The 14956-nt window shown below is 40.5% G+C and carries 14 protein-coding genes and 2 pseudogenes; 9 read left to right on the top strand and 7 right to left on the bottom strand.

Going from position 1 to position 14956, the window contains the following annotated elements; translation table 11 throughout:
- Positions 1-155: 155 nt before the first annotated feature.
- Positions 156-512, top strand: coding sequence for a hypothetical protein (locus tag ACLFKQ_RS24945; RefSeq protein ID WP_449002380.1), 357 nt, complete (start codon positions 156-158; stop codon positions 510-512).
- Positions 513-701: 189 nt separating this feature from the next.
- Positions 702-1456 (top strand): IS5 family transposase gene (locus ACLFKQ_RS24940; RefSeq protein WP_448998612.1). Its coding sequence is split into 2 segments (ribosomal slippage): positions 702-1022 and positions 1025-1456, totalling 753 coding nucleotides; the frame shifts between segments, so codons are not numbered across the junction.
- A 20-nt stretch (positions 1457-1476) separates the two neighbouring features.
- Here ACLFKQ_RS24940 and ACLFKQ_RS24935 read toward each other — a convergent pair.
- Positions 1477-1914: a secondary thiamine-phosphate synthase enzyme YjbQ gene (locus ACLFKQ_RS24935; protein ID WP_449002379.1), complete on the bottom strand. Its 438-nt coding sequence runs from the start codon at positions 1912-1914 to the stop codon at positions 1477-1479.
- 179 nt (positions 1915-2093) lie between these two features.
- Here ACLFKQ_RS24935 and ACLFKQ_RS24930 point away from each other — a divergent pair.
- Positions 2094-2660: pseudogene (locus ACLFKQ_RS24930) on the top strand (DUF1614 domain-containing protein); the annotation flags it as partial.
- A 226-nt stretch (positions 2661-2886) separates the two neighbouring features.
- On the opposite strand, the pseudogene ACLFKQ_RS24925 reads toward ACLFKQ_RS24930, so the two are convergent.
- Positions 2887-2982, bottom strand: a pseudogene (locus ACLFKQ_RS24925) (erythromycin esterase family protein); the annotation flags it as partial.
- 632 nt (positions 2983-3614) lie between these two features.
- On the opposite strand from ACLFKQ_RS24925, the gene ACLFKQ_RS24920 reads away from it, so the two are divergent.
- Together ACLFKQ_RS24920 and ACLFKQ_RS24915 are read left to right on the top strand one after the other, a co-directional pair.
- The gene (locus tag ACLFKQ_RS24920; RefSeq protein ID WP_449002378.1) at positions 3615-4361 is read left to right on the top strand and encodes an LmeA family phospholipid-binding protein; all 747 of its coding nucleotides are present in this window, start codon (positions 3615-3617) and stop codon (positions 4359-4361) included.
- A gap of 272 nt (positions 4362-4633) precedes the next feature.
- Positions 4634-4822: a hypothetical protein gene (locus ACLFKQ_RS24915; protein WP_449002377.1), complete on the top strand. Its 189-nt coding sequence runs from the start codon at positions 4634-4636 to the stop codon at positions 4820-4822.
- Positions 4823-4930: 108 nt separating this feature from the next.
- Here the strand turns inward: ACLFKQ_RS24915 and ACLFKQ_RS24910 are convergent, their stop codons facing one another.
- Together ACLFKQ_RS24910 and ACLFKQ_RS24905 are read right to left on the bottom strand one after the other, a co-directional pair.
- Positions 4931-5158 (bottom strand): hypothetical protein, encoded by a 228-nt coding sequence (locus ACLFKQ_RS24910; RefSeq protein WP_449002376.1) that lies wholly within the window; start codon positions 5156-5158, stop codon positions 4931-4933.
- 1095 nt (positions 5159-6253) lie between these two features.
- Positions 6254-7963, bottom strand: coding sequence for a hypothetical protein (locus ACLFKQ_RS24905; RefSeq protein WP_449002375.1), 1710 nt, complete (start codon positions 7961-7963; stop codon positions 6254-6256).
- 1048 nt (positions 7964-9011) lie between these two features.
- On the opposite strand from ACLFKQ_RS24905, the gene trxA reads away from it, so the two are divergent.
- On the top strand, positions 9012-9335 hold the full coding sequence (gene trxA / locus ACLFKQ_RS24900; RefSeq protein ID WP_449002374.1) for a thioredoxin: 324 nt from the start codon (positions 9012-9014) through the stop codon (positions 9333-9335).
- Positions 9336-9657: 322 nt separating this feature from the next.
- On the top strand, positions 9658-10728 hold the full coding sequence (locus tag ACLFKQ_RS24895) for an LOG family protein (protein WP_449002373.1): 1071 nt from the start codon (positions 9658-9660) through the stop codon (positions 10726-10728).
- Between the two features lie 132 nt (positions 10729-10860).
- Here the strand turns inward: ACLFKQ_RS24895 and ACLFKQ_RS24890 are convergent, their stop codons facing one another.
- Complete coding sequence (locus ACLFKQ_RS24890) at positions 10861-11199, bottom strand: hypothetical protein (protein WP_449002372.1); 339 nt, start codon at positions 11197-11199, stop codon at positions 10861-10863.
- 93 nt (positions 11200-11292) lie between these two features.
- On the opposite strand from ACLFKQ_RS24890, the gene ACLFKQ_RS24885 reads away from it, so the two are divergent.
- Entirely contained in the window at positions 11293-12543 is a 1251-nt protein-coding gene (locus tag ACLFKQ_RS24885; protein WP_449002371.1) for a lipid-A-disaccharide synthase-related protein, read from the top strand.
- Here the strand turns inward: ACLFKQ_RS24885 and thpR are convergent.
- Positions 12527-13072 carry an RNA 2',3'-cyclic phosphodiesterase gene (thpR, locus tag ACLFKQ_RS24880; RefSeq protein ID WP_449002370.1) on the bottom strand — a complete coding sequence of 182 codons (546 nt, stop codon included), beginning with the start codon at positions 13070-13072 and terminating at the stop codon, positions 12527-12529. The two genes, ACLFKQ_RS24885 and thpR, sit on opposite strands and share 17 nt — an antisense overlap.
- A gap of 604 nt (positions 13073-13676) precedes the next feature.
- On the opposite strand from thpR, the gene ACLFKQ_RS24875 reads away from it, so the two are divergent.
- A complete protein-coding gene (locus tag ACLFKQ_RS24875; RefSeq protein ID WP_449002369.1) occupies positions 13677-14687 on the top strand; it encodes a DUF2382 domain-containing protein in 1011 nt (336 codons plus the stop codon).
- 45 nt (positions 14688-14732) lie between these two features.
- Here the strand turns inward: ACLFKQ_RS24875 and ACLFKQ_RS24870 are convergent.
- Positions 14733-14956, bottom strand: a 224-nt coding sequence (locus tag ACLFKQ_RS24870; RefSeq protein WP_449002368.1) for an IS1 family transposase, incomplete at its 5' end; no start/stop codon positions are given.

The raw sequence follows: 14956 nt of genomic DNA, 5'->3' as shown, positions 1-14956 counted from the left end.
TGTTACGTACGATCGCAATAAATTTATGCACGATTATAAACAGCGATTTCGCTCGGAGTTTTTTGACCTCTTCTTAGTATGACGAGCTGTCTTTTGACTGGGATCTATAGTATCGCTATGATACACACTACTCAAAAAACTATCAGTAAAATCAAATGGCGATCGGCAAAACACAGAAACATTCGATTGAGAAACAAAAAGCAAAAAGACAGCTAATTAACATCGGCTATGCGCCGCATACGGGGATCGTTACTATCGGCGTTTCTCCTCATGGCTTTATCTCCATTGGTGCAGTTCCTCATGGCTTTATTTCTATTGGACTCGTACCAATGGGTGTCTTATCATTTGGTTTAGTTTCCATGGGGTTGCTCAGTGTAGGAAGCGTTTCCATGGGATTACTGAGTTTTGGCAGAACTACAATGAGTATCGTCCAGCCTCACGAAGGACATATGATGATGCAGGAGGAAAACTCAAATTCAGAAATGGAAATGCCTGGATTAGAAAGCAATTAAACCCTCCCAATCACAATGTCTACATAAGACTGTACTATTCTAAATAAAATAAGGTAGTGAACGTCAATGCGACTGGTTTTTGTGGTGAACTATTTTAATGAATTTAATAGCATCTCTAGGTTCTGTTGACGTAAAGAGGCAAAGATGAGAAAGTACCTGAAGTTGCTGATTTTAGTCAAAAAATTCTTCATGAAATCTCGTGTTAAGTTGGACGATTCTGCTTGGCAGCAAATTTTCGTTGTTCTGAGCCACCAACAAGACATCCGTATCAAAGACCCCAAAGCTTGTCGTCGTTTTCTGAATGCGGTTCTCTGGATTACTCGCACAGGTGCTCAATGGCGTGAATTACCCAAACGTTTTGGCAACTGGAACAGCCTCTACAAACGATATCGGCGTTGGTGTCAGAAGGGAGTTTGGCATCGTCTCTTGCAAGAAATGTCCCACTCTGCTGACTTAGAAAGTTTAATTCCCGATAGCACCATGATTCGTGCTCATCCCTGTGCAGCAGGAGCAAAAGGGGGTCAGAAAAACACTCTTTAGGAGGTTCTTGTGGCGGATTTAGTACCAAGTTACATGCTGTGGTAGATGCGTTGGGCAATCCGCTGCGGTTGCTTCTGACTCCAGGGCAAACCGCCGATATCAGTCAAGGAGAGGCATTGGTGGCTGGTTATCGAGCTCAACAGGTAATTGCCGATAAAGGCTATGATTGTGATGCTTTTGTGGTCTTGATTGAGGAAACTGGTGCTCAAGGCGTGATTCCGCCTCGTTCTGGTCGCCTCAACCCTAGAGATTACGATTCACATCTGTACAAGGAGCGACATCTAGTTGAGTGCTTTTTTAACAAACTTAAATACTATCGTCGCGTTTTCAGCCGTTTTGACAAAACTGACGAATGTTATTTGGGATTTGCCGAATTTGCTTCGGCTTTAATTTGGTTGCGTTAATTGTGTCAACAGAACCTAGTTTATTCTCCAGTAATTTGAACTAAAACACTACGATGACGAGGACCATCTAATTCAAAAAATAATACCGATTGCCATGTTCCCAATGCCAATTTACCATCAACCAGAGGAATGGTTTCACTGTTGTTAAGCATCATGGCAATTAAATGGGAATGTGCATTTATTGGTTCGTCAGGTGGAACATCTCGTAAGTGTAGATCGTTGTGTAAATATTTAGCTGTAGGTGGTGCTAATTTGTGAAAATGATTTTTTAAGTCTTCTAGCAATCTAACTTCATATTCGTTAATTGCTAAAGCGGTGGTCGTATGACGAGAAAAAACTATAACTTGACCGTTTCTAATCGTGGTGTTGGCAATAATTGTTTCTATTTTAGAGGTTAAGTTGTGAATATCTAGCTCTGTTTTGGTTTCAAGCTCGATAAACTGATTGATAATTGGCATTTTTTCAGTTTTCTCAATCTAAATTTATTTACGATCTTTTGTTTATTAAAATTTGCTTATTATATATATTGTTAGGAGATTGAGTAAATTAACTGGCAGAAAGTTTTGCCTCCTGTTTGGTTTTTACTGTCAATTATTTTGATGGTAGGACTGCATTTATGGCTACCGGTTAAACAGCTGCCAAACTTGGTTTTTCTCCAGGCGTGGCGTTTGTGCTCTTCGCTGCTGTGCTAGTGGGCAGCACGATTAATATTCCCCTTTACCAGGTCGAATCTAACGTGACAATCGTTCCCGATCTCAGGGATATGTGGTTGCAGCAATTTTGGGGGATTCCCTTACGCCAGGTCAAGCAAAAAACCATTATCGCTCTAAATGTCGGTGGGGGTTTAATTCCCGTAATACTAGCAATCTATGAATTAATTCGCTCTGATGCCGTTGCCATTTTGGGGGTTACGGCGATCGTGACACTGGTCAGCTACTTTTCAGCCCAAATAGTTCCAGGAATTGGCATTCAGATGAATGCCTTAATTCCTCCCCTAACTGCTTCCATTAGTGCTCTTCTGATTATCGAACCATTAGCTTCTTCAGTCGCTTTTGCTGGAGGAATATTAGGAACGCTGATTGGTGCCGATTTACTGCACCTTAAAGAGATCGAACGCATGAGTCCTGGTGTTCTTAGTATTGGTGGTGCGGGAGTGTTTGACGGCATTGCTATGTGTGGTTTGTTTGCTTTACTTCTTACTTAAATCCATAACTGATTTCATTTAGTTTGGACTCTAAGTTGATAGAAATATCTTTCTGCTGATTGATGAAAGCGATCGCGACCGTTGATACGGTAAAAGATGAGCGGGAATGCGCCAGAGAATAGAGTTAGTGGTAACGAAAACGAGTTTTAGTTATCTTTTCCCAAGACGATATTTACCGAACCGAGCAAATCCAATCACTCGAACCAGGTTGAGCGCAACTGGGATTGTGGCGATCGCCTAAATTCCACGAAGACATTTGACCGCGAAACATATTTCGATAGTATTCTTCACCATTCTTGACTAGCTGCGCATTCTGTAGAGCTTTATGAGCTATATATCTGTAAAAGTCAACAGAGATGATTTTTTTGCAGAATTTTAAGCTTTGTTTTTCGTAATTGTTTTTGACTAACTCTCAATTCAACCTATTTCTTTAGAGTGAGGAGAAATCGACGAACTGCTACCTACGCTGATAACAAAACCTATTAAAATCCGGTAAGTTAGTTATCAATGAAGAATTTTAAAAAATGCGATCTCCACCAAATAACCCAACTTAAGTGAAACAGCTTCTCAAACTTTTCAAACAGATACTGCTCGAGAAAAGGTAATTGAGACAAACGGAAGCATCTTATTCATTCCCTTAGGCTTTGTTGCTGTCGTTTGGATGGTGCTCTTTGTCTCGCGCCTGAATTTTTGGAAAAGCGTCAACCGTAGAATATTACCTCTGAGAAGATTTCCCAAATCTTCTTGTTCGAACTGCCGTTTTTATCAAAATAATTGTTCTCTTAAATGTGTAAATGTGCCGTACATCCTTCTAAAGTTTTTAGTAATCAAGCAACAGACTGCCTTGACTTCTGGTCACAAAATGACGATAAGTTTCTTCGCTCTTAAGTCGTACAAGAGTAGAGCTTCGTATCACTAAGCAATTAACCAACAAATTATAAGGAGATCGTTTATATGGATATGTTAGGAACAGAAAACCTTGGCGAGCAAGCATTTAACAAATTTGCTGAATTAGCTTTATCTTCTCAACTAGAAGATTGCGAGCGCTTAGAAGTTAAAGTCAAAACCGCTCCAGAAAAGCTAGCTACCGGCGAACTAGAATCACTCTTAATCGAAGGGGAAGGACTCGTTATTGAAACCGATTTGCGGGTTCAAGTGCTAAAAATTGGGATGAAAGCGATCGCTGTCGAGCCTTTGAAAGCTCTGACGGGCAATATCGAGCTTACCCAGCCCACTGAAGGAACCGCCCATTTAGTTTTAACCGAAACCGACCTCAATTGCGCTTTAAACTCACCAGACCTTAGAGCCAAAATCGATGTTTTAGACACGTATTTATCAACAGCAAAGAGCAAGTTGACCGTTCCTCAAAAAAGATGCCAGCTTCGCAAAAATGGAACGGTAGCAGTAGAAGCTTTGGTTGAGTTACAACCATCGGGCGAAACTAAAGAAGTTGCCTTTACTACAACTCCCAAAATTGCTTCAGGAGGCAGGAGCGTAGTGCTGGAAGATATTCAATACGAGTCTGGAAAAGAAGTATCAGAGGACTTAACTCAAGCCTTCCTAGATAAAGCGTCAAAAATGCTAGATTTGCGTAACTTTGAGAAACAAGGACTCGCTCTACGCATTCAACACCTTAATGTAGAAGCCGGTCGGATAACGCTATCAGCAGCAGCAGATATTACTGAATTTCCCACACTTTGATTAGCAACCTCTACATTACTACTGGGGATAATGCTACCGCTTCGGCTGCATTTCCCCAATTGTTCTTTACGGCAGAAGAAATCTTATCTGCTTAGTCATTTCCCATTCTTACCTCATCGATGATTTAATTCTCCTGGCAATTATTTTAAAACTCTGGCGATCGCTTTGAAACTTATTAATATTAACTAAAAATTCTATCTCTAGTACGAGAAACTATTTAACGCTTCTAGTCAAAATGTACGAGAATTTAGAAGATTTTGGTTTGAATTATTATGTCCGATCGTAAAAATGCTACTAGCAAAAGCCCTACGGTAAAACCCAATACGAATGCCGAGGGTCAAATAGATACAGCTTCCAAGCCAACAGTCGATCCAGAAGCAGTTACTGAGGAAGCACCCGCAGCAGAACGCGCTGAGGAAGCACCCGAAAACGAAGCGGCTACTAAAAGAGAGGAAACGTAAATATTTGACAACCGCTACCTAATTTCAACTATATCCAGCAGCGACGGGTTTAACCGCATTCCGCGGTTAAAGGGCAAGGGGCAAAGGGAAAAGCGATTGTCTTGAATGTCAAGTATCTTCTTTTTTCTTCATGCGATCGCTTTTTGTGACAGTTAGAATTACACAACTGAATAATTCTTCTAAACTATAAATGGGACAGACAGATTTTGACCTGGCTGCCTGACACAAGTGCCTCAAAACCTTACACTCTATAGAATTTGCTTTTTTCTCTAAAAAGACATTTTCTAAGAAAGCGATCGCTTGAAAGCGTTGATTTATTGTACTGGAAAAATTCAATTATCACGAAAAATATGAGTTTGACATAGATGTGTCAGGCAGTCAGGATTTTGACTAATTTTGCATCAGCTTATCTGGTTTATCCTTTATTTAACAGAGAATGTCATCTAGGGCAAGCTGTTTTTACAAAATTATGACCCATACGAGCAGTAAAGGTCATAAATATTAAGTATATTATATTAGTGTCAGCATACTACGTAGTGTCGTCTAGAAAATTGAAGTTTGGCATATGTCCTTGCTGCCAGCGCAAAGTCGATTTAACTTTTCATCATCTCATTCCCAAAAAGATGCATCGAAGGGAATATTTTAAGAAAAAATACACCAAAGAAAAGTTAAACGATGGTATAGATATTTGTAGATTATGTCACGATGGTATAGATATTTGTATGATGAAATGAAGTTGGCAAAACAATTCAACTCAATTAAGGAAATTAAAAGTGACGAATCTTTACAAAAACACTTCAATTGGGTTGCCAAGCAAAAAGCATAGTTTAGCAAATTTTCATTATAGAATACGTACTGTATATTAGGACACTTCTTACTCATTACTTTTTACTGATTACTTACGAACTAGTAACTAAACTTGTCCTAACCAATTAACGTATTGTGATACTAATGAGAGCACATTATAGTGAACGGTTTTTGTCTAGGCAGGATGCCTTAATGGCAAGTCTTTTAGCAAATTTAAGGTGTTAACCATTTCCCGCTCTCATTAGTAGAAGAATATCCTAACTAGTCAGATAGGATTTTAGTTGATGGTTGACAGTTAATTGATTTTTAACCCATCGATTTGAACAAGAGTGGCTTTTAGCCAGCGAATCACTTTTAGAAAGCTCGCGATCGCTGTTTTGAGGAAGTACTAGATATTCAAGGGTACGGAAGAAACTGCCGAATACAGTACGGACGACTTAAAGACTGGCTCGTTCAGCTGAATTCAATTCAGGTGCTTGCAAAGCCAGCCCATTCCTCGTTTGAGGTTTGCTCGAATTTCCCGTTTTTTCCCGCTCAAAACTACGCCGCATCAACAACCAACCCAATAGTAAACGGTTTAAACCAATAAAAGGTCGACATTGGCTATGAAATATTAACTAATAATTACAGAAAGTAGGTTCTAAAAGTTATTGTCGAAGTAACGGTAAGCAAAACCACCAATAGTATAATCGTCCAGGTTTTATATTTGCCGCTGGCAGCTTTCTTTTCGAACGAAGACTCTAGTTCTGCTAGCTGCGATCGCAACTCGTTAATGATGTCGGTTTGTTTGACTCCTTGTTGAGTTAATAGATTGTAATTATTCGTTTCTTTCTCTAGTTGTTCGTTTAGTCGAGCAATTTGGCGATCGCGATCGCTTAGTTGAGTTTGCAAAGTTTGATGGTCATCTGTCTGTTGCTGCAATAGGTTCTGTTGCTCGGTCAATTGTTGCCGTACTGAGCTAAGAGTTCGTTCTTTATCGCTTGCTTGCGCTTCTAAATCCCCAACTGTTTTCTGTTTTTCTGCTAATAACTCTTGTTGTTGCTGGTTTTCCCGTTCGAGGTTCGTAACCTGCTGCTGAGTTTCGTTTAACTTTTGCTCTAATGCTTGCTTATCTGCCGACAGGCGATCGCCTTCTGTTTTTCTTTCCTGAATTTCTGCTTTTAAACTATCGGCTTGTTGCTGTACTGCAGTAAGCTGGGTTTGAATATCCCGAGAGTCATCCATTTGTCGGGATAATTCATCCTGTAATTCTGCAACTGTTTGTTCTGTGTTAGTAACTTGCTGTTGTAAATCGTGATTCGCCGCTTCTAAAGAGGCTCGTTTTGCTTCTAGCTGTTGCTGGAGATTTCCAGCCTGTTCTCGTTCTTGAGAGAGCTGCTGGGATAACTCGTCAATTTGCGACTGCAAACCCTGACGTTCGTCGTGGAAACTGCTTACTTCGGTTTGTGCTGTTTCGAGCTGCTGTTGGAAATCTTGACTCTCTTCCCGAGTCTGAGATAGCTCGTCGCTCATCGTGTCGATTTGCTGCTGTAAACCGAGATTGTTTTGGGTTTGACGTTCTAAAGAGTCTCGTTCTGCTTCTAGTTGATGCTGGAGATTTTCAGCCTGTTCTCGTTCTTGAGAGAGCTGCTGAGATAACTCGTCAATTCGCGACTGCAAACCCTGACGTTCGTCGTGGAAACTGCTTACTTCGGTTTGTGCTGCTTCGAGCTGCTGTTGGAAATCTTGACTCTCTTCCCAAGTCTGAGATAGCTCGCTTTGCAACTCCTCCAATTTTATTTCTGAAGAGCGAGCTTTATTTTCTTGTTGAGCCAACTGCTGTTTTAATTCTGCAACTAAACTAGTTTGCATTTCCAACTGTTTCATTTGTTGAGAATCTGCAGTTTCTCGTTCTTTTAACTGTTTTTGTAGTTTGGCGAGTATTTGTTCCTTTTCTTCGAGCTGACGTTGCAAATCTTGAGAGCTTTCAGCTAATGCTGTTAGTTCGCTTTCTACTTCTTCTACTAAAGATGATTGCTGTTTCCAGACTTCGGTGGATACAGAAAACTGTTCTTCATTTTGACCGACGAATCCACCTTCTAACACTTTGATTCTATCTGAAGCAGAGTCTTGGGTTTTAAAGTCGGCTATGGCAATAGTTTGTGCTGCGGAGCTACTAGCGATAGCAATTTGTCCGAGAACCAGGCTTTCGACTAGCTTAGATTTACTCAATCCGGTTTCTTTAACTATCAAATTCAAATTTTTCATAGCTTCTGAGGTTAGGGAAATTCCTAACTGAGATTTTTCTAGAAAACCGATATTTTTTCTAGTGTTTTTGTGTTTTTTACGCGCCATTTAGTTTACTCCAGTTATTGGGCTCAAACTTGTTTTTAGATAATATTGAGTTACTTCAGGCTAATAGTTTAGCTATAGACCATCAAACTTTAGAAAATTAAATTTTATTTACAGGTAAATGTTAAGAACCGAGTAGGTCAACTCGATCGAAGTACTTAACCAAGGATTGGGGTTGGCAAATTAGAACTCAACAGAGAAACACGGTAAATTATTTTGGCATTACTCACTGCTCGATCGACTTAGATTTTCGGCTGCGGCAAGTTTGGCTCCGTAGGGTATGGGGTGCGATCGCACCCTGCCAACTACAATATTATAGAATGATAAAGCTAAAAATATAGAGGCGATTGCTTTTTAGGTTTTGGCGGAAAAAGTCAGAGATTACTGCGCAGACAAGCAAGTCATACTCGCGAGGCGAGAAACTGAGTCTACGACTTGCAAGGACACGGGGCGCGAATTCAGTTTGCGCCGGACTCGCATCCGCGAGCGCGCCCCTTCTTCTAAATTTAATGAAGGAGCGCGGGTCGGTAGCTCCCCAGCTGTCCGCTCCGCAAACGCAACCCACAGCCTGACGGGCGGCATAAACATCTGAGGTTTACTCAGATAACGCGCCCTACTCTGACCGTTAGTCAATTCAACACCAACAGACACGATAGTACTTCCTCTAATTCGATAATTTTATGGTAGCTACCTCTCGACCCAGATTTGTAGAAGCTGGTCAATGTTTAATTTTTTGCGAAAATATTCTGCAAAATTCTGGCAAATCTGAAGTTCTATTTTAGAATAGAAATAGGGCGGAGACAGATGTTTCCGTTCACTCCTCACACCACACTCCGTCCGGTAACATAACGGACGGTTTTCTATTTTTAAACAAGATAATAGCAAACAAACCAGAAATAAACACTCCATTACGGTAAATTATCTTTAAGATCTTTGCCTAGTTTATTAATTATTGATATGAGATAAGCCCATCTATCTATAGAGTAATCTCCGATCGTGATAAAATCCTGTAATATTGAATAGAATTGTGCTAAATAAGGATTTAATAGGCATGTCATCAGCTGCCCCAGTAACAGATTCAAGTTTTACGGAACAAGTTTTAGAAAGCGAAGTTCCCGTACTCGTAGATTTTTGGGCACCTTGGTGCGGACCCTGTCGCATGGTTGCGCCAGTAGTCGAAGAAATAGCCGAGCAATACGAGGGACAAGTAAAAGTAGTCAAACTAAATACTGACGAAAATCCTCAAGTTGCTAGCCAATACGGTATTCGCAGCATTCCTACCTTAATGATTTTTAAGGACGGACAGCGTGTGGATATGGTGGTAGGTGCAGTTCCCAAAACTACATTAGCTAATACTCTGGAAAAATATCTTTAGTTTTTTCAAAGTATAATATTAAAAATAATCTATCAAACTGTAGCTTCAGTCGAGCTTTCCCTTGAAAGTTAGCTGAGGCTATTTTTATCGCTCGAATTTATTCTGCGTCATTTATTCCGTTATTCCGTAAAATTGCTTATTGATCGCCACCAAACAAAATTAACCGTCAAAGATTGGATAATTAATTATTAGTAAGCTTGTCGAGAAACACCGTCAGGCTAGTACACCTCCCGCTACTGACAAAATGTAGCGAATATTACCGTCTATTGGGTAATGACGATTAGCCAGCTACAATACAAAATAGCCGCAGAGGTTATATTATATGGTTTTATCTTCCTCACAAACTGACTGGGAATCTTTACTCAGCCAGGAAATCAAAGAGTTACTCGATAGCTTGGGCAAACATAAAAATAAACAGTGGATTGAAAGAGCCCTATCAGTGTTGGTTAGACTTGCCCGAGAAGATACCGAACGCTTGGATTGGAAAATATTAACGGCCTCTTTAGAAGATTTAGAACAGGGATTTAAAAAATTTTATCCCTACCGTCACGTCAGAAAGATCGCTATTTTTGGTTCTGCCAGGATAGCTAGTGATACTGCCGAATACCAAATGGCAGTTGATTTTGCGCGTCGAGTTACTCAGTTGGGATTTATGGTAATTACTGGCGGTGGAGGCGGAATCATGCATGCAGGCAACATCGGTGCGGGAAGAGCCAATTCCTTTGGTCTTAACATTAGGCTGCCTTTCGAGCAAAATGCGAATCAGGAAATTGTCGGAGACGACAAGCTGATTGATTTTAAATACTTTTTTACCCGCAAGCTCTTCTTTTTACGGGAAAGTGATGCGATCGCCTTATTTCCAGGGGGATTTGGTACCCAAGATGAAGCCTTTGAAACTCTAACTCTCTGTCAAACTGGTAAATATGGTCCCGTACCTTTGGTTTTAATCGACAAACCAGGAGGAGACTATTGGTATTTTTGGAACGACTATATTCATCAGCAGTTGTGCGCTCGTGGTTTGATTAGTCCGGACGATCCTAGTATTTACACTATTACCGACAGCATAGATGAAGCTTGCAAGACGATTCAAAATTTCTATCGAGAATATCACTCTAGCCGCTATGTAGGCAAACAGTTCGTTATTCGCCTTAATTCCGAATTAAGCGATGCTACCGTAGAACGCCTCAACGAAGAGTTTAGCGATATCCTGGTTAAAGGTAAAATTGTCAAAAGTGCGGCACTACCAGAAGAACGAGAAGATGAAACTGCCGATTTGCCTCGTTTAGTATTTCACTTCAATCAACGTAATTTAGGACGTTTGTATCAGTTGATTACTGTTATCAATCAGTCTAGTATTTCCTGTGAAGCTACGGAACATCCAGAACGAAAATAATTATTAATGGCTGGTTGCTGCTTAATCGTTTCGTTGAAACCCGATACCAAGCACGATCGTTTATCAGTTCATCGTGAATAATATCGGTATAGCGATCGCCAGTCTGCGGCAATTAACAGTTTCCTTCATGAGCTACTGTCTGAGATATTTACGCCAAACCCGATAACTCCAACTAAGTACTAACAAAATTTGTCGGATCTTTTGCAGTCTCAGTTGTAGTAGTTTATAACGATGTCTAAAAAGATGAATATTGCTATGTCCCCGAGCGAGAACTGGGGGAGCGATCGCTAGAACGTAGCGAAAATAATTCTCGTAGTTGACTAAAATTGAGTCAATTCGCTTGATTATTTCTCGCACTTGCCAAATTTTAATTGCTAAATAAATATTGAGCAGGGTAATCGACAAATTAATTAGGACAATCAGGACGATCGTTATTTGATGTTGAACTAAAAAATTGTAAATTAAGAGCAATTCTTAAAAATAAATATTACGACTAATTACTGTCTATTCTTTTCTTTTGCTTGACTCTTGGAGCTGTACTTGTGGCGATTGCCTTAGAAATTAATGAAACTACTAATTTTGAGTAACGGTCATGGAGAAGATCTAATTGCTATTCGTATTATAAAACAATTACAACAACAAGCTGCCTGTGGATTAGAGTTAGCTGCTTTGCCAATTGTAGGGGAAGGATACGCCTACACTAAATCTAATATTCCCATCATCGGTAAAGTACGGCAAATGCCTTCTGGTGGTTTTATCTATATGGAAAGCAAGCATTTGTGGCAAGATGTCCGGGGTGGTTTAATTGGATTGACTATCGAACAAATTAATCTAGTTAGAAAACTCAGTCAACAATGGCTGGTTTTAGCAGTAGGAGATCTCGTTCCTTTACTCTATGCTTGGCTGGGAAGCAGTAACTACGCTTTTGTGGGAACGGCTAAATCAGAATACTATTTGAGAGACGAAACTGGATGGTTGGCTCGAACTTCTTGGATAGAACGTTGCTTCGGTTCGGTATATCTTCCTTGGGAACGGTGGTTGATGGGTAATGCTCGCTGTAAAGCCGTGTTTCCCAGAGATACTCTGACCACTAAAATTTTACAGCAGTGGTCGATACCCGCTTACGATCTGGGCAATCCGATGATGGATGATTTGGAAAATAAATCTAGCGATCGCCTTGCCAGCAAGATCGACAAACGAGATAAAGTAAAGGTATTGCTCTTACCTGGTTCGAGAATGCCAGAAGCGTTACGTAATTGGCAACAAATAGTTGCCGCACTATTTGGAGTAATCGCTCGTTTCAATCGTATTGAATTAGAATTTTTAGGAGCCATCGCACCTAGTTTGAACCTCGAACCATTTCTAGAGTATGCGATCGCGCAAGGCTGGAATATATCTACCCAGCCAGAATCTACAGCCAGATCTTTAACCCAAGCTAACGCTACTTTATACTTAACTCACAATAGCTACGCTCGATGCTTGCAGCGAGCGCAAATCGCGATCGCTATGGCCGGTACTGCTACCGAACAGTTTGTCGGTTTGGGTAAACCGGTAATTACCATGCCGGGGAAAGGTCCACAATTTATCTACGCTTTTGCCGAAGCGCAAACCAGATTGTTAGGCTGTTCGGTTATTTTAGTCGAGAATTACCAGCAAGTTGGCAAAGCCATATTTTCAGTTCTAAACAATCCTCGGCAGCTAGAGGCGATCGCGCTTAATGGTAGAAGGCGCATGGGAAGTGCTGGCGCGTCTAGAAGAATCGCTTCCTGTTTGCAGGCGAAATTATTGGATCGAAATCTCAATTTAAGGGGATAGAAGTAACAATAGTGTACTTTGCAGCAGGACTCGGTTGCGATCGCACTAAAGCGATCTTGGCTATGGGTTCGACTAGGTGAAACGGAACAGAAGATATGGTTTCCTTTTGCCAATGACGAGAGCGCGCTACGGTAATATGAGGCTTGAAGGAGCGTTCCTCGGCAGAAATTCCCAGATCCGAAAAACCTCGATCGAAACATTGGAAAATATCGTGCAGTTCGGGAGAGCGATCAATTTGAGCAGCTAAAACTCGGGGTTTTCGACTTGAAGGAAAAAGCGTTAGTTGCTTGATTTGAAGTAATGTAGAGGGTAAATTATCCGTTGCTTTGAGAAATGCTGTAGTAAAATCGTCGAGCTTTGTGTGGTCTACATTTCCGATGAATTTTATTGTTAGGTGTAATAACTCGGGTGCTAAAATCCGTACTTTTGTTTGAAGTTTTTTAGACCAGTTTGCTGCTTCTCGATTGAGTCGTTGTTGAGTAGTTTGGCTAGGGAAAATCCCTACAAACAGACGTAATAGCTCGCTCATATACCCAAATTTATCTTTAAAGTTTTTAACTTGTGAATGTTTTTCGACGAGATTTTAGTAAAGAATACTCGTTATTTTTACCACTTATCAAAGGTAAATAGAGCAAAAACTAAGTTTTTACAGACAAATATAAATCTAATATTTAAGTTAGACTGGGCGGAATTAGTCGGTCAAAAATCTAACCGTGGTAAGATTGCATCTTTTTTTTGATTATTCGTTAGATGTCAATCCTGTTTGTTGATTCACGGAACATTTAAACCATGCTAAGGCACGAGACTAAATCTATTTCAGCAATGATTTGAGATTGCTACATCGCCCTCTTCATACTAGCAAGATAACGATAATCACTTAAATCTTTAGTACCTGTATTGCCCCAATTGTATTTAGTAAACGGAAAATTGCTATATATAATAAGACCTCGATCGCCATGAGTTTAGCCATGCAAAATGCCAAATTATTCCATTGAATTAATTATGCTTGAGATAGATGCAAATACAATAAATTTTTGAATAAATATTTAATAAGAGTTAATTTTTATATCGATTAAATAAAAGTTAAATAAAAGTTAAGTACGAGAGTTTATTGAATTTTGAGGTTAAATATTATGGATAAAGAGCTCGGGTGCTACAAACGTGCTGCTGGATTATTTCATAGCCGTGATGAAGCAGAGGCTGCGGTTCGCGCCTTGAAAGATGACAACTACGATATGGAGCACGTTTCCGTAATTGCTCGAGATGCAGATGAAAATGTTGCCGGAACAGAAGTTACCGACACCGAACGAGTAGGCAATAAAGCCGATGAAGGTGCGACGACAGGAGCAATAACAGGCGGTGCTTTAGGGGGAATTGGAGGCTTGCTAGTTGGTTTAGGAGCTTTAGCAATTCCAGGAATTGGTCCGATCGTGCTCGCTGGTGCCGAAGCAACCGCTATTGCTACGACCGTAGCTGGTGCGGGAATTGGTGCCGTGGCTGGAGGTCTAATTGGAGCTTTAATTGGTTTGGGTATTCCCGAAGAAAAAGCTAAAGTTTATAGCGATCGCGTTGCCAGTGGCAGCTTTTTGGTGCTGGCGACAGGTAAGGCAGCAGAAATTGCTCGTGCTGAAGCTATTATGAAGCGTCATGGAGTAGAAGAATTTGGCATTTACGATGTACCTGGATCTACTCCAACGGCAGTTTCGGATGTAGATGACGATATTCGAGCCAGATCCGATCTCAGCGATGCAGACAAAATTAGATTATACGAAGAACGTCTGATGGTTAACAAACAGCGAGAGAAAACGGGAGAAGTGGCGATCGGTAAAAAAGTAGCGACAGATACGGCTCAAGTCTCGGTTCCGATAGAAAAAGAAAAAGTAGTTGTCGAACGTACGACTCCTGACTCTACTGCAAGAGTAGCTTCCGATCGAGTCGATTTTGATACGGAAGAAGTAGCTCGCGTTGATGTTTACGAAGAAGCGGCAGACATCAAAAAGCAGGCTTTCGTTAGAGAAGAAGTCAACATTCGCAAAGAAATAGATCGAGACACAGTAAGTGCTAGTGAAAACGTCCGTCACGAAGAATTAGAAGTAGACGTAGATGGCAAACCTATAATTAATAAGCCTTCAGGCGATCGCTAAATCGAACGTCTAGTTAAGAAAATCAATAATCAATTTTGGGTAGTACTAAAGATGCAATGAAGCATTATAGTAATACACGAAGTGCCAGATAGCACCTAGATGATTCTCTAATGATTTGGAAAATGATAGGGTTTTTCCCACTAATCGAGATACTCTTTGTCTAAGAGTATTGTTAAACCGTTCAATATAACTTGTTCTTCCTGTTTCTTTTCCCACTGCTTGATGGGGTTGTTGAGGAAATACCGTCTCATAAGCTGCCCAAAAATCAG

The organism is Myxosarcina sp. GI1(2024) (assembly GCF_053543375.1).
This window is presented reverse-complemented; position numbering and strand designations above follow the sequence as displayed.